The sequence below is a fragment of the Streptomyces sp. TAA486 genome (assembly GCF_000426165.1).
On record NZ_AUEV01000009.1, the window covers coordinates 61,936 to 79,814 of the forward strand.

Consider the following 17,879-nt stretch of genomic DNA (forward strand, 5'->3'; position numbering starts at 1 on the left):
ACCGTGTTGTCACAGCAGTGTCCAATAATCAGTAAAAAGAGCGACTCATCACATTTATACCTTCACATTTACGATACATTTTCTCCTTCAACAAGGAGGGGGCGTGCTCACCATCGTGGGAGGCGCGCGTGAAGTGACATGGGTGAAAAGTCAGAGCCGCCCCGGGACAGTGGTGCTGGACCGGTTTTCGTGGACAGCAGCGGAGGGCGGCGCCGTACGTGGCGCCGACTCGGCTTGGCAATGGGGGCAGTCGGCGGCGGATATGCGCTGATCGTGGCAGTGACCGTGATCGGCGGGAGCTCCGATGCGCCGTGGGGGGTGCTGATACCAGGGTCGGACGACAAGGCCGCGAGGGTCGTTCCGGAACAGGGCGAGTCGCAGACGAAGGCCCCCTGGGCAGACGGGTCCCGCTTGGGCGAGCCGAGCGCCTATCCGTCCGCGACGGACAGCGGGCCGGGCGACAACGGTGCACGCACGCCCGGGACTTCGTCGGACACCTCTCCCGCAGCTCGCGCCGCCGCGGGGACGGGTGTCAAGGCGAAGGGTTCAGGCAGCGGCACATTTGCCGACGCCGGAGGCACGAGCAAGGGCAACACCGGGGGGAGTGCGACCGGTTCGGGCAGCGCGGGCGGTAACGGTGGCAGCACCGGCGGACCCGCGCCCGCGGATCCGACCACCGAGCCCCCGGAAGGCGGCGCCACCGGGTCGACCGGCGGCACGGCGACCCCCACACCCGGACCGACGGAGTCCCCCGATCCCCAGTCGGAGGGCGGCCTCCTCGGCGGGATCCTCGGCGGTCCGAGCAGCACTGTGGCGGCGGGTGCCGAGTGACGCAAAGCCCCGCACGCCCCCGGCGGACGCGGCTGCCACTGCGCTACCTCCTGCCGGCCGTTCTGCTCGTCGTCGTCGTGGTGATGATGCTGCTGCGCGGCTACGTGCACAGTGAGTTCCTCGCCGACCACCGGGTACGGCCCCCGGCCGCCACCGACGCCGTACCGGAGAAGGTCCTCTCGGGGGGGCCGGTTCTCGATGCACGCGGGGCCGAACCCGTCAGTTACCGCGTGCCCGACCACAAGATCGTGCTGACCTTCGACGACGGTCCCGACCCGGAGTGGACGCCGAAGATCCTCGACAAGCTCGCCCAATACGACGCGCACGCCGTCTTCTTCGTCACCGGCACCATGACCTCCCGCTATCCGGACCTGGTGCGGCGGATGGTCGACGAGGGGCACGAAGTGGGGCTGCACACCTTCAACCACCCCGACCTGTCCTACCAGTCCTCCTCGCGCATCCACCGTGAACTCGCGCAGAGCCAGCTCGCGTTGGCGGGTGCGGCGGGAGTGCACACGTCGCTGTTCCGGCCGCCGTACTCCTCCACCGCGGACGCGCTCGACAACAAGTCGTGGCCCGTCACCCGCGAGATCGCGAAGCGCGGCTACATCAGCGCATTCATCGACACCGACAGCGAGGACTGGGCACGTCCGGGCGTCGACGAGATCGTGCGCCGCTCCACCCCGGAGCCGGGCAAGGGCGCGATCGTGCTGATGCACGACTCGGGGGGCAACCGTTCGCAGACGGTGGCCGCACTGGACCGGATGCTGCCGCAGTTCGAGGCACAGGGGTACCAATTCCCGCGGCTGACCGAGGCGTTGGGCGCGCCGAGCCCGCACACCGCCGTGCACGGGCTCGACTTGTGGAAGAGCCGTGCCTTCGTCGCGGCGGTGGGCGTCTCCGACAACCTCATCGGCGTGCTCATCGTCGCGCTGATCGTGGCCGGCGTCCTCGTCCTCGGACGGTTCGTGCTGATGATCGTCCTGTCGTCCGTGCACGTCCGGCGCGTCAGGCCCCGCCGACCGCGAGGAGGCGCACCGGAGGCTGTGGCAGGGCGGGGGCCGCCTGTCACGGAGCCCGTCACCGTGCTCGTGCCCGCCTACAACGAGCGCGAGTGCATCGCCAACACCGTGCGCTCCCTCGCGGCGAGCGACCACCCGGTCGAGGTGATCGTCATCGACGACGGCTCCACGGACGGCACCCCCGACATCGTCGAAGCACTCGGCCTGCCCGGTGTCCGCGTGCTGCGCCAGGCCAACGCCGGCAAGTCCGTGGCCCTCAACACCGGCCTGCGGCATGCCACGTTCGAGCTCATCGTGATGATGGACGGTGACACCGTCTTCGAACCCTCGACCGTGCGGGAACTCGTGCAGCCCTTCGCCGATCCGCGCGTCGGCGCCGTCGCCGGCAACGCGAAGGTCGGCAACCGCCGCAAGCTGATCGGGGCGTGGCAGCACATCGAGTACGTGATGGGCTTCAACCTCGACCGCCGCATGTACGACGTGCTGCGCTGCATGCCCACGATCCCGGGCGCCGTCGGTGCGTTCCGGCGGACGGCGCTGCAACGCGTCGGCGGCATGAGCGACGACACGCTGGCCGAGGACACCGACGTCACGATGGCCCTGCACCGCGATGGCTGGCACGTCGGGTACGCCGAGCGTGCGCGGGCCTGGACCGAGGCGCCGGAGACCGTGGCGCAGCTGTGGTCGCAGCGCTACCGCTGGAGCTACGGCACCATGCAGGCGATCTGGAAGCACCGCCGGGCGGTACTGGACCGCGGCCCGTCGGGACGCTTCGGCCGTGTCGGGCTGCCGCTCGTGACGATGTTCACGGTGCTCGCGCCGATGCTGGCGCCGCTGATAGACGTCTTCCTCGTCTACGGGCTGGTCTTCGGGCCCGCGATGCGGACATTGGAGGCCTGGCTGGTCGTGCTGCTCGTGCAGGGAGCGTGTGCGGCGTACGCGTTCCGACTGGACCGCGAACGTCTGACGCCGCTGCTGACCCTGCCCCTCCAGCAGTTGATGTACAGGCAGTTGATGTACCTGGTGCTGATGCAGTCCTTGATCACCGCGCTCACGGGCGGGCGGCTGGGCTGGCAGAAGCTGCGCCGTACGGGTCTGTTGAACTCCGCTCCAGGCGCGCACGCCACGTCCACGGACGATCCGCGGACCGGTGGCACCACGGGGACCAGAGAGAAAAGCACCGTCGGATGACCACCAGCCCGGCCACGGAGCCCTCCCCGGCGGCCACTTGCTCGGGTGACGTGTCGAAGAAGCGCGCGCCCGGGGGTGCGCCGCCCCTGCGGGATCGCTATCTCGACCTGCTGCGGGCGGTCGCCCTGGTGCGCGTCGTCGTCTACCACACCTTCAACTGGGCCTGGCTGACGTTCCTCTTCCCGTCCATGGGCGTGATGTTCGCCCTGGCGGGCTCGCTGATGGCGCGGTCACTGGGACGGCCCGCGGCCACCGTCGTACGAAGCAGGGTCCGCAGACTGCTGCTGCCGCTCTGGCTGTACGGGGCGGTGCTGCTGACGACGCTCTTCGCACAGGGGTGGAGGCCCGGCCACAGCGCGGGAGCGTGGCTGCGCATGCTGTGCTGGATCGTGCCGCTGGGCAGCCCGCCCTACCCGGACGAGATCGGCGGCAACGGCGGTCTGCTGGACGCCACTTGGGCGGCGGAGACAGCCGGGCCCCTGTGGTACCTGCGGGCCTATCTGTGGTTCGTGCTGGCCTCGCCGCTGCTGCTGCGTGCCTTCCGGCGGCTGCCGTGGGTGACGCTGCTGATGCCGCTCGCGCTGACCGCCGTCGTCGGCACGGGTGTGGTGACGGTTCCCGGCGAGACCGGCGAGGCCGTCACCGACTTCGCCGTGTACGCCTCCTGCTGGCTGCTGGGCTTCGCGCACCACGACGGGCTGCTGCGGCGCATCCCCATGTACGCCGTGGCACTCGCGGCTCCCGTTGTGATGGGCGCCGGCCTGTGGTGGGCGAGCGGCCACCTGGGCGAGGAGGGCTGGGACCTCAACGACATCCCGCTCGGCCAGGCTCTCTGGTCGTTCGGCTTCTGTCTGCTGCTGCTCCGCGTCAGTCCGTCCTGGCATAGCCTGCCCGTTCCGCTGAGCCGCCTCGAACGCCCGGTCACGCTGGCCAACTCCCGTGCCGTCACGCTCTATCTGTGGCACCAGCCGGCGCTCGTCGCGACCGTCCCGCTGCTCGACCTGCTGTGGCGCATCCCGGCGATCGGTGATTCGGAGACGTGGTCGGCCGCGCTGGAGAGCTGGTCCGACGTGCTGATGTTCCTGGCCGTGTGGCCGCTGGTGGCGCTGCTGATCGCGGCCTTCGGATGGGCCGAGGACGTGGCCGCCAAGCGACGACCACGGCTGTGGCCGCGTACGAGGCCACCGGAGCCGGAGACGCACGGGTCCACGAAGCCGAGGACGCCTGCCGCACCTCTCACCGGCACCGGCAGCGGCAGGTGAGCGCAAGGTTTCCTGTACGACACCTCCCGGCACGGCACCGAAACGAGCCGTCCCTAACTTCGGGAGCATCCGGCAGTGACACCCGGCAGAGACGCCGGCCGTGAACCGCCGGACCGCAACCCGGAACCTGTGGAGGTGCCATGACCGCTGCGACCGCTGTGCCCGGCAGCACCGACGAGAACTCGCGCAAGAAGGGCCGCTGGATCGAGCACTGGGATCCGGAGGACGAGACGTTCTGGCGGGAGAGCGGCGAGCGCGTCGCGCACCGCAACCTGCTGCTGTCGGTCTTCTCCGAGCACATCGGCTTCTCCGTGTGGACGCTGTGGTCGGTCCTGGTGCTGTTCATGGGACCCGAGTACGGAGTCGACCCGGCCGGGAAGTTCCTGCTGATCTCCATGGCGACGCTCGTCGGCGCGGTGGCGCGGGTGCCCTACACCTTCGCCGTCGCCCGCTTCGGCGGCCGCAACTGGACGGTCATCAGCGCGGCCATGCTGCTGTTGCCGACCGTGGCGGCGCTGGTGGTGATGGAACCGGGCACGTCCTACGGGACGTTCCTGGTGGTCGCGCTGCTCGCAGGCGTGGGAGGAGGCAACTTCGCCTCCTCCATGACCAACATCAACTCCTTCTTCCCGCTGCGCCGCAAGGGCTGGGCCCTCGGCGTCAACGCGGGCGGCGGCAACATCGGCGTCCCCGTCGTGCAGCTCGCCGGTCTCGCGGTGATCGCCACGGCCGGAGCCGGCCATCCACGCGTCCTGCTCGGCCTCTACATCCCGCTGATCCTGCTCGCCACCGCCTGCTCCGCACGCTGGATGGACAACCTCACGCCGGTACGCAACGACACCGGGGCCGCCAAGGGGGCGGTGCGGGACGCCCACACCTGGATCATGTCCTTCCTCTACATCGGGACCTTCGGCTCCTTCATCGGCTACAGCTTCGCCTTCGGGCTCGTGCTCCAGACGCAGTTCGCCCGTACGCCGCTTCAGGCCGCCTCGCTCACCTTCCTCGGGCCGCTGCTGGGTTCGCTCGTGCGTCCGCTGGGCGGGCAGCTCGCCGACCGCTTCGGCGGAGCGCGGATCACGCTGTGGAACTTCGCCGGGATGGGCGTCGCGACGCTCGTGGTCGTGGCGGCCTCGCTGCGCGAATCGCTGCCGGTCTTCCTCGTGGGCTTCACGGCGCTGTTCGTGCTGAGCGGCATCGGGAACGGGTCGACGTACAAGATGATCCCGGCAATCTTCCACGCCAAGGCACTGGCGGACGGCAGGAGCGGCGAGGCCGCGGCGGCGGAGGCCCGCCGGCTGTCGGGCGCCGCCATGGGTCTGATCGGGGCGGTCGGCGCGCTCGGCGGACTGGGAATCAATCTGGCCTTCCGGCAGTCGTTTGAGACGGTGGGGACAGGAACGGCGGCATACCTCACCTTCCTGGGCTTCTACGGTGTGTGCTGCGCGGTCACCTGGGCCGTCTATCTGCGGCGTCCGGCCGCGCCCCGAGGCGGTCGGGACGGCGACCGGGCCGCACCGCCGGCGAGCAGGGAGAGGCAGCCCGCCGCATACGCCGAGGTGTGAGGGGTGTGACCTCCCGACGTAACAGCCGGGAAACCCCGGAGCACCGAGCCCGTCATCCGCCGTTGACAGGCTCGGTGTTCCGTACGAACAGGGGCGGAGCGAGAAGGACATGCGGGAGCAGACAGAAAGCAGTGCGGCGCGGGACGCACCCGGGCAGGACACACCGCCCGGTCACGGCACCCCGCGCGCGCAGCACGAGCCGCAGGGGAAGCCGAAGCCGCTCGCCGGCTTCACCGTCGGCGTCACCGCCGCCCGCCGCGCCGAGGAGCTGGGCGCCCTGCTGGAGCGCCGCGGCGCGGAGGTGCTGCACGCCCCGGCGCTGCGCATCGTCCCGCTCGCCGACGACAGCGAACTCCTCGACGCCACCAAGGCCCTCGTCGAGCGCGCCCCCGACACCGTGATCGCGACGACGGCGATCGGCTTCCGCGGCTGGGTCGAGGCCGCTGAGGGGTGGGGCTTCGGCGCCGAACTGCTCACGTGCCTGGGCGAGGTGGAGGTGCTCGCCCGCGGCCCGAAGGTGCGCGGCGCCATCCGCGCGGCCGGACTGAAGGAAGCCTGGTCGCCGGAGTCGGAGTCCATGGCCGAAGTGCTCGACCGGCTCCTCGCACAAGGCGTGGACGGACGGCGCATCGCGCTGCAGTTGCACGGTGAGCCGCTCCCCGGGTTCGTGGAATCGCTGCGGGAGGCGGGCGCTGAGGTCGTCGGTGTGCCGGTCTACCGCTGGATGCCGCCGGAGGACATCGCTCCCGTGGACCGCCTGATCGACGCGATCCTCGCCCGCGGCGTCGACGCCCTGGCTTTCACCAGCGCGCCCGCCGCCGCCTCGCTGCTGGAGCGTGCCGCGCTCCGCGGCGTACGGGAGGCGTTGCTGGGGGCGATGCGTACGGACGTGCTCGCGGCATGCGTGGGCCCGGTGACGGCGGCGCCGCTGGAGAACCACGACGTGCCGACGGTGCAGCCGGAACGCTTCCGGCTGGGCCCCCTCGTACAGCTGCTCTGCACCGAACTGCCGGGCCGGCTGCGGGCGTTGCCCGTCGCGGGCCACCGGATCGAGATCCGCGGAAGGGCCGTCGTCGTCGACGGCGAGCTGCGGACGGTGCAGCCCGCGGGCATGGCGCTGCTGCGGTCACTGGCCCGCCGCCCCGGCTGGGTCGTCTCCCGGGCCGAGCTGCTGCGTGCCCTGCCCGGCTCCGGGACGGACGAGCACGCGGTGGAGACCGCGATGGCGCGGCTGCGCGTCGCGCTGGGCGCCCCCAAGCTGATCCAGACCGTCGTCAAGCGCGGCTACCGGCTCGCCCTCGACGCCGCCTCGGACAGCGGCAAGTACGACGGCCCGCCGCCCGTCGCGGGGCCCTGAGCCCCGGAAGCCCCACGGGTCACTACTGGCTGAAGCTGTCGATGAAGTCCTGCTGGCACTCCTGCTGCTCGGCCGTCGTGGCCGCCTTCTCCGTGCAGTCCTGGAATTCCTGGTAGTCCCCGGAGCCCACCAAAGACACCGCGAAGACCAGGATGGCCGAGGAGCCGACGAGCGCGAGGGCCCCGATCACCGCGCCGACCATGGCGAGGGTGCCGTTCGTGGCCTCGCCCCGCTTGCCGCGCCGGAAGCCGACTATGCCGAAGATCAGCGCGAGCAGCCCGAGGACGACCCCGCCCAGGATCGTCCAGAACAGCAGCGCCCCGATCAGCCCGAGCGTGAGAGCCGCGGTGCCCATGCCGTTGCGCGGCGGCCGTGCGGGCTCCCACCTCTCCTCCCCGTAGCCGGGGCCTGCGCCACCGTGCCCCTGGTGGGCCTGTCCCCAGCTCTGCGGTGAAGTCATGGTGTGAGTCCTTACGGTGCGCTCGGGATCCGGGTAGCCACGGTTCTGCCCCGGCTCCCGCCCTGTTACTCCTGCCGGGCATCGTGGCAGGTGCGCCGGGATGCCGGTTCGCGTACGGTTGACGGCTGCCCTTGGGCGAGCCCGAGAAGACGCAGCAGGCCGCGGTCAGGCGCGGCATCCGTCCTCGCCCCGGGCCCCGAGGGGCCTGAACCAGCAGAAGGGGGCCGCGTCGTTGGCAGCGCAGCACGACTCCGTCCGGGAGCGGGAGATCCGTGAGGAGCAGGAGCACCTGGACGGTGTCTACCGCCGGCTCGAGGAGAAGATCCACGAAGCCGAGTTCCTGATGGACGACGCCTCGAAGCGTGCCCAGGTCGGCACCCCGGGAGCGCTGGCGGAGCGTGACGCGCAGGTCTTCCGCGCCGGAGTGCACCTCAACAAGCTGAACCGCGAGTTCGAGGACTTCCTCTTTGGACGCATCGACCTGCTCCCCGGCGCCGACGCACAGAGGGGCCCGGACGGCGCGTACACGTCCGTGGAACCCGCCGAGGGCTCCGTGCGCCCGGACGGATCGGCCGAGATCGCCGAGACACTGCACGTCGGACGGATGGGCGTGCTCGACGCCGACTACACCCCCCTCGTCATCGACTGGCGCGCACCGGCCGCCGCGCCCTTCTACCGCGCGACGCCCGTCGCGCCTGGACGTGTCGTGCGGCGCCGGGTCATCCGCAGCAAGGGCCGCAAGGTCCTCGGCGTCGAGGACGACCTTCTGCGCCCCGAGATCACCGCCCGCCTCGACGGCCGGGAGCTGTCCGTCATCGGCGACGGCGCGCTCATGGCCGCGCTCGGGCGGGCCCGCGGCCACGTGATGCGGGACATCGTCTCCTCCATCCAGGCCGAGCAGGATCTCGTCATCCGCGCGCCCGCGGCGTCCGTCACGGAGGTCGAGGGCGGCCCGGGTACCGGCAAGACCGCCGTGGCGCTGCACCGCGCCGCCTACCTCCTCTACCAGGACAGGCGGCGGTACGCGGGCGGCATCCTCGTCGTCAGCCCGACGCCGCTCCTCGTCTCCTACACGGAGGGCGTGCTGCCCTCGCTCGGCGAGGAGGGGCAGGTCGCCATCCGGGCGCTCGGGTCGCTGGTCGAGGGCGCCGAGGCCGCGACGTACGACGAACAGCACGTCGCCCGCGTCAAGGGATCGGCGCGCATGGCGAAGGTCCTCCACAGGGCGGCGCGCAGCGCGCTGGCCACCGGCGAAGCGCCCGACGTGCTGCGCGTGGTGGCCTTTCGCAACCGTGTCGAGCTGGACGCCGCCGAGCTGCGCCACGTACGGCAGCAGGTGCTCGGCGGCACCGCGCCCGTCAACCTCATGCGCCCCCGTGCCCGCAAGTTCCTGCTGGACGCCCTGTGGGAGAAGTCGGGGGCAGGACGCCGGTACACCGATCCGGAGCTGGAGGCCGAGGCGCGCGAGGGGTTCGACGAGGACATCTCCTCCGAGGACGATTTCATCGCCTTCCTCGACGCCTGGTGGCCGGAGCTGACGCCGCGCCGGGTGCTGGCCTCGCTCGCCGACGAGGAGAATCTCGCGCGCATCGCGGGGGCCTCCTCCCGGTCGGCCCGTGGCGGACGGCCCGCCGGGCAGGGCAGGACGAGGACGGCGGGCCGGGGCCGCGGCCGCCGCCTGATGGACGCCGACGAGGCGAAGGCCGTCGCCGCCTCGCTGCGCCGCCTCGACGCGGACGGCCAGGGCCCGCTCTCCGTGCACGACGTGGCGCTCCTGGACGAGCTGCGCGTCCTGCTCGGCACGCCGCCGAAGCCGCGCAGGCGCGGGTCGGACACCTCGTACGGGGACGTCGCGGTCTGGGGCGACCCGATGGAACAGCTCACCGGGCTGGACGAGTTGACGACGGCCGCCGACCGCGACCCCACCTCACGGCGTGAGCGCGCCGAACTGCAGACGGAGGAGCGGACCGACTACGCGCACGTCATCGTCGACGAGGCACAGGATCTGACGCCCATGCAGTGGCGGATGGTCGGCCGCCGCGGCCGGCACGCCACCTGGACAGTCGTCGGCGATCCGGCCCAGAGCTCGTGGCCGGACACCGAGGAGGCGGCCGACGCACGCACGGAGGCACTGGGCGCACGGCCGCGCCGGCGCTTCGAACTGACCGTCAACTACCGCAACCCGGCCGAGATCGCGGAGCTCGCGGACCGGGTGCTGGCGCTGGCGATGCCGGGCATGGCGCCCCCGAAGGCGGTTCGCTCGACGGGCCTGCGCCCCCGGTTCGCCGCGGTACGGGGCGAGTTGGGTGCGGTGGTGCGCGAGGAGGCGGAGCGTGCGCTGGCGGAGGTGGACGGCACCGTGGGCGTCGTAGTTCCGATGGGCCGCAGGGATGAGGCCCGTGAATGGCTGGCAGGGCTGGGCGACCGCGTCGTGGCCCTGGGAAGCCTGGAGGCCAAGGGACTTGAGTACGACGCGACGCTCGTGGTCTCTCCCGCAGAGATCGCCGGCACCACCCGGGACGAGCACGGTGGGGGTGGTGCCGGTACGGCCGGCGGGGGAGGAGCGATGGCCGGGCTGCGCGTGCTCTACGTGGCTCTCACGAGGGCGACGCAGCGGTTGACGGTGCTGTCCGCGGAGCCCGATCTGCCCGACGCGGACGGTGTCCCGGAACTGCTCAGAGACTGACGGGAATCGCCACCGGGGAGGGGAATCGCTCGCTGGGCCTGTTTGTTAGCCTGGATGTGGCACCGGCCCGATCCATGCCCCCGGGCCCAACCATTGTCGCTTCGAGCGACCACTTGCCGCGAGGCGAGCTGGCGGGTCGGTGTCACCAAAGACTTCAGCTTCCACGTCTGTGAAGCTCTCCGTTGGGGTTCGTGTCCTCGGCCTTCAGCCGATGATGCGGACCCCTTCCGCCTGCGGGCCCTTGCGACCCTCCGCGATCTCGAATTCGACCCGCTGGGTGTCCTGCAGACTGCGGTAGCCCTCTCCGTGGATCGAGCTGTAGTGGACGAATACGTCCGGTCCGCCGTCCTCCTGGGCGATGAAGCCGTAGCCCTTCTCGGCGTTGAACCACTTGACAGTGCCCTGAGCCATTCCTGGTCTCCCTGTATGCATATGGGGTTTGCGGGCCGATCCTAGGCTGAGATGGGGCGCTTTGAAGTGATTTGGGGCGTAGACACAGAGTTTCGCGCCGGGGTCGGTAGAAGGGGCCGGAGGAGTACCCATCACGGTCATCTCGTACTGTGGAAGGCTCTTTCCGTGCCCGAAGCCGGGGTGATCCGCGGGTTACCCCGTACCGGGTGGTAGGTGGGACGATCTGTTGACGTGCCCCACCCCTGGGCGCCAATACTTCGGCGCTGCGGTTCGGTGCGGAGCAACGCGTCAAGGGAAAGCAGAGGGAAGTCGGCAAATGAGCGCGCCCAGCGTCTCCTACTCGATGACTGTCCGCCTGGAGGTCCCCGCCGGAGGGACCGCGGTCAGCCAGATCACCACGGTCGTGGAGTCGTCGGGCGGTTCGGTCACCGGCCTCGATGTCACCGCCTCGGGTCACGAGCGGCTGCGTATCGACGTCACGATCGCCGCCTCGTCCACGGCGCACGCCGAAGAGATCGTCGCCGAACTGCGGGGCATCGAGGGCGTCGCCCTCGGCAAGGTCTCCGACCGTACGTTCCTGATGCACCTCGGCGGCAAGATCGAGATGTCGTCGAAGCACCCCATTCGCAATCGCGACGACCTCTCCATGGTCTACACGCCGGGCGTGGCCCGTGTGTGCACGCAGATCGCGGAACACCCCGAGGACGCGCGGCGGTTGACGATCAAGCGCAACAGCGTCGCCGTCGTCACGGACGGCTCGGCGGTGCTGGGCCTGGGCAACATCGGCCCGCAGGCCGCGCTGCCGGTGATGGAGGGCAAGGCCGCCCTCTTCAAGCGCTTCGCCGGGATCGACGCCTGGCCGATCTGCCTCGACACCCAGGACACCGACGCGATCGTGGAGATCGTGCGGGCGCTGGCGCCGGGCTTCGCCGGGATCAACCTCGAGGACATCTCCGCGCCGCGCTGCTTCGAGATCGAGGCGCGGCTGCGCGAGCTCGTCGACATCCCCGTCTTCCACGACGACCAGCACGGCACGGCCATCGTCGTGCTCGCCGCGCTCTACAACGCGCTGCGCGTCGTGGACAAGCGCATCGAGGACATCCGCGTGGTGATGTCCGGCGCGGGAGCCGCCGGTACGGCCATCCTGAAGCTGCTGCTGGAGGCGGGCGTCAAGCACGCGATCGTCGCCGACATCCACGGTGTGGTCCACGACGGGCGCGAGGACCTCGTCGATGAGGCGGAGGGCTCGCCGCTGCGCTGGATCGGGGAGAACACCAACTCCGAAGGCGTCACGGGCACCTTGAAGGACGCCGTGGTCGGCACGGACGTCTTCATCGGCGTCTCCGCGCCCAACGTGCTCGGCGGCGAGGACGTGGCCCGCATGGCGGAGGGCGCGATCGTGTTCGCTCTCGCCAATCCCGACCCCGAGATCGACCCGGCCGTGGCGCGCGAGACGGCCTCCGTCGTCGCGACGGGCCGTTCCGACTTCCCGAACCAGATCAATAATGTGCTGGTCTTCCCCGGCGTCTTCCGCGGCCTGCTGGACGCGCAGTCGCGGTCCGTCAACGACGAGATGATGATCGCGGCGGCGCGGGCGCTGGCCGACGTGGTGCTCGAGGACGAGCTGAACCCGAACTACATCATCCCCAGCGTCTTCAACGAGAAGGTCTCCGGAGCCGTCGCGGGCGCCGTGCGGGACGCGGCGCGCGCCGCCGGTGAGGCGACTGTCACACATGCGCCGGCGGTGACGACGGCGGCAGCCGCCACCGCGGCGGACGGTCCCCTGGACTGAGCACGCCGGCACGGCGCAGGCGTCAGCGGAGCTCCTCACGTGCTACTCGGCGGTTTGCGCGGCCCATCGGGGGTACGCACGGCCTGGTGAGCTCGGACCGTGAGCGGTCAGGGGTGACGGCGCTCACCCCGTGGCGGCACGGCGCGTCGCGAGGTGCAGGGTCACGGCGCCCCCTCTAGGGTTGCGGCAGACACAAGCCTGTGGGGCGTCAGCACAGCGGGGCCTTCGCCGCCGCTCGTGTGACTCCGCAGCTGTCAGAACGTTCCGGATTGGCTTTCCCGCCGCACGTAGGGGCAGGATTCGTTCCCGGGGGACTTCGTCCTGGGGATTCCCCAAAGGGGCGGGAGGGTCTCAAAGCAGACCCTGGTCAGGGGACTGTCCGAGGGCCCTGGCAGCATCGGCTTCGATCTCACGCCTCATCGGCAAGAAGAACACGGGAGTAACGAGTTATGAACCGCAGTGAGCTGGTGGCCGCTCTCTCCGAGCGCGCCGAGGTGACCCGTAAGGACGCCGACGCCGTTCTGGCCGCCCTCGCCGAGACCATCGGCGAGGTCGTCTCCAAGGGCGACGAGAAGGTCACCATCCCGGGTTTCCTCACCTTCGAGCGCACGCACCGTGCGGCCCGGACCGCGCGGAACCCGCAGACCGGCGACCCGATCGAGATTCCGGCCGGGTACAGCGTGAAGGTGTCGGCCGGCTCCAAGCTCAAGGAAGCCGCGAAGGGCAAGTAAGCGGCCCACTCGCCGGGCACGGCTCACGGCCGTCCCGGACCACGCACGACAAGGGCGGTCACCCCAGTGAGGGTGACCGCCCTTCGTGTGCCTCGGGCCGGGCCGGAGCCGCGGCCGTACGGGCCCCGGGCTAGGACCTGTCCGGCGGATCCTCTCGGGCCCGCGACGCCTGGCACGCACGCTCGCTGCGTTGTCGGAGTCATCCGAGTACGCCCAGTACGAGGATGAGCCTCCGCCTTGCGATCGCACGCACCAGGCGCCGCGGGCTGGTCCTCAAAGATCCGCCGGACAGGTCCTAGCTAGGGGCGCTCGGCCTTGGCGCCGAGTTCCGCGAGCTTCTTCATGAAGTTCTCGTAGCCGCGGTTGATCAGGTCGATGCCGTGGACGCGGGAGGTGCCCTGGGCGGCGAGCGCCGCGATCAGGTACGAGAATCCGCCGCGCAGGTCGGGGATGATCAGATCCGACCCCTGCAGTTTCGTCGGCCCGGAAACCACCGCGGAGTGCAGGAAGTTGCGCTGCCCGAAGCGGCAGGCGGAGCCGCCGAGGCACTCGCGGTAGAGCTGGATGTGGGCGCCCATCTGGTTCAGCGCGGAGGTGAAGCCCAGACGGGACTCGTAGACCGTCTCGTGGACGATGGACAGGCCCGTGGCCTGGGTGAGGGCCACGACCAGCGGCTGCTGCCAGTCGGTCTGGAAGCCGGGGTGCACGTCCGTCTCCAGCGCGATGGACTTCAGTGGGCCGCCCGGGTGCCAGAAGCGGATGCCCTCGTCGAGGACCTCGAAGGCTCCGCCGACCTTGCGGAAGGTGTTGAGGAAGGTCATCATCTCGCGCTGGCTGGCGCCCCGCACGAAGACCTGGCCCTCGGTGGCAAGCGCCGCGCTCGCCCACGAGGCGGCCTCGAGGCGGTCGGGAAGAGCGCTGTGGGTGTAGCCGCCCAGCTTGTCCACGCCGGTGATGCGGATCGTTCGGTCCGTGTCCATCGAGATGATCGCGCCCATCTTCTGCAGCACGCAGATGAGGTCCTCGATCTCGGGCTCGACGGCGGCGTTGCTCAGCTCGGTGGAGCCCTCCGCGAGGACCGCAGTGAGCAGCACCTGCTCGGTGGAGCCGACGGACGGGTACGGCAGGCGGATCTTGGTGCCGCGCAGCCGCTGCGGCGCCTCCAGGTACTGGCCGTCGGCTCGCTTCTCGATCGTCGCACCGAACTGGCGCAGCACGTCGAAGTGGAAGTCGACGGGACGGCCGCCGATGTCGCAGCCGCCCAGGCCCGGGATGAAGGCGTGCCCCAGGCGGTGCAGCAGGGGGCCGCAGAAGAGGATCGGGATGCGGGAGGAGCCCGCGTGCGCGTCGATGTCGGCGACGTTCGCGCTCTCGACGTACGAAGGGTCGAGTACCAGCTCGCCGGTCTCCTCACCGGCGGTCACGGTCGTGCCGTGCAGTTGCAGAAGCCCCCGCACGACCCGCACATCGCGGATGTCGGGGACGTTGCGGAGCCTGCTCGGCTCGCTTCCCAGCAGCGCGGCGACCATCGCCTTCGGAACGAGGTTCTTCGCGCCACGGACACGGATCTCGCCATCGAGCGGTGTGCCGCCGTGGACGAGCAGGACGTCGTCGGTCATGGATCTCCGCGTTCCTGAAGACGGTTCGGGGCAGATGATTCGGGGCCTCGTGGGCCCGGCCGGCCCCTGGAGAAGCTCCGGGGCAAGGACGAAGGACAATCGTAATGGTGATGGCTCAGCGGCGCGTACGGGCCGTAGCGGGACCGGCCGCACACGGGGTGAGCGGCATCACGTTGTGTGGAGGAGCAGCGTCCGGGCCGTGACCGCGGTTGCGGATACGGGGTGGATCGTGCGGGGGTGTGCCGGTGCTTGTGCGCGGAATCTGCGGAGATTCGGTGCACGGCTGGTGACCAGGGCAGACGTCCCATCCCGGGTTCCGGATCCGGCCGTTGGCTCCCACGGAAGGCCCACGTGCGGGATCATTGCCGCATGACCGAGGTGTCCTCGCTCACCGGGCGGCTGCTGGTCGCCACCCCGGTGCTCGCCGACCCGAACTTCGACCGTGCCGTGGTGCTGCTGCTCGACCACGACGCGGAGGGTTCGCTCGGGGTGGTGCTCAACCGCCCCACGCCCGTCGACGTCGGCGACATCCTGGAGCCCTGGGCCGCGCTCGCCGGAGAGCCCGGCGTCGTCTTCCAGGGCGGGCCCGTCTCGCTGGACGCCGCGCTGGGCGTGGCGGTGGTCCCCGCGTCGCAGGGCAGCGGGCACGCGGACGGGGAGCGGCCGGAGGCCGAGCAGGACGGTGGCGGACCCTCGGGCGCGGCCGGCGAGGAGGGGCGTGACGGGCCGCTGGGCTGGCGCCGCGTGCACGGTGCGATCGGCCTGGTCGATCTGGAGGCGCCGCCGGAGCTGCTCGCCGCCGAGCTGGGCTCTCTGCGCATCTTCGCCGGGTATGCGGGCTGGGGCCCGGGTCAGCTCGAGAAGGAGTTGTCCGAGGGCGCGTGGTATGTCGTCGAGTCCGAGCCGGGCGACGTCTCCTCGCCGTCGCCGGAGCGTCTGTGGCGGTCCGTCCTGCGGCGGCAGCGCAGTGAACTGGCGATGGTGGCCACATACCCGGACGATGCCTCGCTGAATTAGGCTTGGTCCGCATGAGCACTCTTGAGCCTGAGCGCGGTACGGGCACCGGCACGCTCGTCGAGCCGACCCCGCAGACATCGCACGGAGACGGCGACCACGAACGGTTCGCCCATTACGTCCAGAAGGACAAGATCATGGCGAGCGCCATGGACGGGACTCCCGTGGTGGCGCTCTGCGGCAAGGTCTGGGTCCCGGGTCGTGACCCGAAGAAATACCCGGTCTGTCCCATGTGCAAGGAGATCTACGAGACGATGAGCTCCGGCGGTGACAAGGACGGCAAGGGCGGCGGCAAGGACGGCAAGGGCGGCGGCAAGTAACTGCCCGGCGCCGGCGCGAGAGCGGCGGCGCTGACCCTCCTGTCAGGACCGTTCGGCCCGTCCGGCTCTCCGTGCAAGGCTCACAGTGCGCCCCGTCCGTCCCTCTTTCCGGGACGGACGGGGCGCGCTGGCGTGTGTGGGGGCGGGCGCTGTTGCGTGCGCTTCCGCGCGTGCTTCCGGGCGCACTCGGGAAACGGATTGGTCGAGACCTATTGCCCGGGCGGGTGACGGCTCGTAACCTCCTGTGCGGTTGTGCGACGCGGAACTTGCGTTGCGAATTCTGCAATGCCCTATGAGGGTTGGGGGACTCGCCGTGAAGTCGACCGTACGGACCGCCGCATCGCTGGCGGCACTCGCACTGACGGGGACGCTGCTGGCGGGCTGCGCGCCCTCCACGTCCGGCGGCGGCCCCCGGAACGACGAGAAGAGCGGCACTGTGCGGGTGTGGCTCTTCCGTGAGGTCGGCAACAAGCCGAAGGAAGACGTCGTACGGGGCGTCGTGCGGAAGTTCGAGAAGCGCCACGACGATGTGCGCGTCGACGTGCAGTACATCCCCGTCGACAGCCGCGCGGAGAAGATCAAGGGAGCCTTCAACGACCCGGCGTCGGCGCCCGATGTCATCGAGTACGGCAACACCGACACCGCCGGCTACGTCGAGGACGGCGGACTGGCCGATGTGAGCGCCGAGTTCGCCGACTGGCCGGAGGCCCGCGAGGTCGATCCGACGGCGAGGAAGTCGGTGACCGTCGGCGGCAAGGTCTACGGCGCTCCGTTCTTCGTCGGAGTGCGCGCCCTCTACTACCGCACGGACATCTTCCGCGACCTGGGCATCGAGCCGCCCCGGACGCTGGACGAAGTCGCCGCCGCAGCACGCCGGATACGCGCGGAGCGGCCCGGCATGTACGGCATCGCGGTGGGCGGCGCGTACACCTATGGCGCTCTGCCGTTCATCTGGGCGCACGGCGGCGAACTCGCCACGAAGCAGAAGGACGGCACCTTACGCGCCGCCGTCGACAGCGCACGCGCCCAGCGCGGAATCACCGCCTACACCCGCCTGTTCGGCGACGACAACTGCCCGGCCGCGAAGTGCGCGGAGATGGGCGGCAACGACAACGTCGAGGCCTTCGCGGCCGGCAAGGCCGGAATGGTCGTCGCCGGCGACTTCAACCGCCGCGCGATGGACGACGGAAAAGTCAAGGGCGACTACGACGTGGTGCCGCTGCCCGGCACCGAACGCGGCAGCATCGCCCCCGCCTTCGCCGGCGGCAACAACATCGGCGTACTGAAGAGCAGTTCGCACCGGACCCTCGCCGTGGAGCTGATGCGGGAACTGGCGGGAAAGGCCACGCAGCGACAGCTCTTCGACGCCATGGGATTCCTGCCCACCTTCACCGACACGCGCGAACAGGCGGCCCGGAAGGAGCCGTTCGTCGAACCGTTCGTCGAAACCCTCGACGCCGGGACGGAGTTCGTGCCGGCCACACCCGCGTGGGCGGAGATCGACGCCTCACTCGTACTGCCGACGATGTTCCAGCAGATCGCCGGGAAGACCTCCGGCGTGGACGAGGCGGCCGGCGATGCCGCACGGAAGATGGACGAGGCGTTCGCCGAGTGAGCGCCC

At 70.6% G+C, this 17,879-nt stretch carries 14 protein-coding genes; 11 read left to right on the plus strand and 3 right to left on the minus strand.

Translation table 11 applies throughout. The annotated features are described in order from the left end of the window. Nucleotides 1–273 precede the first annotated feature (273 nt). From I004_RS0114785 to I004_RS34030, 5 genes are all read left to right on the plus strand, one after another. A complete protein-coding gene (locus I004_RS0114785) occupies nt 274–831 on the plus strand; it encodes a hypothetical protein (RefSeq protein ID WP_486580002.1) in 558 nt (185 codons plus the stop codon). Nucleotides 832–869: 38 nt separating this feature from the next. Next, a complete protein-coding gene (locus I004_RS34020; RefSeq protein WP_078511273.1) occupies nt 870–3,044 on the plus strand; it encodes a bifunctional polysaccharide deacetylase/glycosyltransferase family 2 protein in 2,175 nt (724 codons plus the stop codon). Beyond that, the gene (locus I004_RS34025; RefSeq protein ID WP_078511208.1) at nt 3,041–4,306 is read left to right on the plus strand and encodes an acyltransferase family protein; all 1,266 of its coding nucleotides are present in this window, start codon (nt 3,041–3,043) and stop codon (nt 4,304–4,306) included. The genes I004_RS34020 and I004_RS34025 overlap by 4 nt, the downstream gene beginning before the upstream one ends. Before the next feature lie 140 nt (nt 4,307–4,446). Then, complete coding sequence (locus I004_RS0114800; protein ID WP_051345046.1) at nt 4,447–5,868, plus strand: MFS transporter; 1,422 nt, start codon at nt 4,447–4,449, stop codon at nt 5,866–5,868. 109 nt (nt 5,869–5,977) lie between these two features. After that, complete coding sequence (locus I004_RS34030) at nt 5,978–7,225, plus strand: uroporphyrinogen-III synthase (protein ID WP_078511211.1); 1,248 nt, start codon at nt 5,978–5,980, stop codon at nt 7,223–7,225. 22 nt (nt 7,226–7,247) lie between these two features. Here I004_RS34030 and I004_RS0114810 read toward each other — a convergent pair whose 3' ends face one another. Next, nucleotides 7,248–7,685 (minus strand): DUF4190 domain-containing protein, encoded by a 438-nt coding sequence (locus I004_RS0114810; protein ID WP_028436138.1) that lies wholly within the window; start codon nt 7,683–7,685, stop codon nt 7,248–7,250. Nucleotides 7,686–7,917: 232 nt separating this feature from the next. Here I004_RS0114810 and I004_RS0114815 point away from each other — a divergent pair, with 232 nt between their 5' ends. Continuing rightward, nucleotides 7,918–10,371 carry a UvrD-helicase domain-containing protein gene (locus I004_RS0114815; protein ID WP_028436139.1) on the plus strand — a complete coding sequence of 818 codons (2,454 nt, stop codon included), beginning with the start codon at nt 7,918–7,920 and terminating at the stop codon, nt 10,369–10,371. A gap of 204 nt (nt 10,372–10,575) precedes the next feature. On the opposite strand, the gene I004_RS0114820 is transcribed toward I004_RS0114815, so the two are convergent. Continuing rightward, nucleotides 10,576–10,782, minus strand: coding sequence for a cold-shock protein (locus I004_RS0114820; protein ID WP_028433118.1), 207 nt, complete (start codon nt 10,780–10,782; stop codon nt 10,576–10,578). Between the two features lie 316 nt (nt 10,783–11,098). Between I004_RS0114820 and I004_RS0114825 the strand changes: the two genes are divergently transcribed. Continuing rightward, nucleotides 11,099–12,574, plus strand: a complete 1,476-nt coding sequence (locus I004_RS0114825; RefSeq protein WP_028436140.1) for an NAD-dependent malic enzyme — start codon at nt 11,099–11,101, stop codon at nt 12,572–12,574. A 449-nt stretch (nt 12,575–13,023) separates the two neighbouring features. Then, nucleotides 13,024–13,305 (plus strand): HU family DNA-binding protein, encoded by a 282-nt coding sequence (locus I004_RS0114830; protein WP_028436141.1) that lies wholly within the window; start codon nt 13,024–13,026, stop codon nt 13,303–13,305. Nucleotides 13,306–13,604: 299 nt separating this feature from the next. Here I004_RS0114830 and murA read toward each other — a convergent pair whose 3' ends face one another. After that, entirely contained in the window at nt 13,605–14,924 is a 1,320-nt protein-coding gene (murA, locus tag I004_RS0114835) for a UDP-N-acetylglucosamine 1-carboxyvinyltransferase (protein ID WP_028436142.1), read from the minus strand. 369 nt (nt 14,925–15,293) lie between these two features. Between murA and I004_RS0114840 the strand changes: the two genes are divergently transcribed. From I004_RS0114840 to I004_RS0114850, 3 genes are all read left to right on the plus strand, one after another. Further along, a complete protein-coding gene (locus I004_RS0114840; RefSeq protein ID WP_028436143.1) occupies nt 15,294–15,941 on the plus strand; it encodes a YqgE/AlgH family protein in 648 nt (215 codons plus the stop codon). 11 nt (nt 15,942–15,952) lie between these two features. Next, nucleotides 15,953–16,258, plus strand: coding sequence for a DUF3039 domain-containing protein (locus I004_RS0114845; protein ID WP_028436144.1), 306 nt, complete (start codon nt 15,953–15,955; stop codon nt 16,256–16,258). Between the two features lie 313 nt (nt 16,259–16,571). Continuing rightward, nucleotides 16,572–17,873 (plus strand): extracellular solute-binding protein, encoded by a 1,302-nt coding sequence (locus tag I004_RS0114850; protein WP_028436145.1) that lies wholly within the window; start codon nt 16,572–16,574, stop codon nt 17,871–17,873. The last annotated feature ends 6 nt before the right edge of the window (nt 17,874–17,879 follow it).

Excerpts from the sequence above, each read along its gene's own strand:
- I004_RS34025 (WP_078511208.1), top strand. The coding sequence starts at position 3,041 with ATGACCACCAGCCCGGCCACGGAGCCCTCCCCGGCGGCCACTTGCTCG.
- I004_RS0114800 (WP_051345046.1), top strand. The coding sequence starts at position 4,447 with ATGACCGCTGCGACCGCTGTGCCCGGCAGCACCGACGAGAACTCGCGC.
- I004_RS34030 (WP_078511211.1), top strand. The coding sequence starts at position 5,978 with ATGCGGGAGCAGACAGAAAGCAGTGCGGCGCGGGACGCACCCGGGCAG.
- I004_RS0114810 (WP_028436138.1), bottom strand. The coding sequence starts at position 7,685 with ATGACTTCACCGCAGAGCTGGGGACAGGCCCACCAGGGGCACGGTGGC.
- I004_RS0114820 (WP_028433118.1), bottom strand. The coding sequence starts at position 10,782 with ATGGCTCAGGGCACTGTCAAGTGGTTCAACGCCGAGAAGGGCTACGGC.
- I004_RS0114825 (WP_028436140.1), top strand. The coding sequence starts at position 11,099 with ATGAGCGCGCCCAGCGTCTCCTACTCGATGACTGTCCGCCTGGAGGTC.
- I004_RS0114830 (WP_028436141.1), top strand. The coding sequence starts at position 13,024 with ATGAACCGCAGTGAGCTGGTGGCCGCTCTCTCCGAGCGCGCCGAGGTG.
- murA (WP_028436142.1), bottom strand. The coding sequence starts at position 14,924 with ATGACCGACGACGTCCTGCTCGTCCACGGCGGCACACCGCTCGATGGC.
- I004_RS0114840 (WP_028436143.1), top strand. The coding sequence starts at position 15,294 with ATGACCGAGGTGTCCTCGCTCACCGGGCGGCTGCTGGTCGCCACCCCG.
- I004_RS0114845 (WP_028436144.1), top strand. The coding sequence starts at position 15,953 with ATGAGCACTCTTGAGCCTGAGCGCGGTACGGGCACCGGCACGCTCGTC.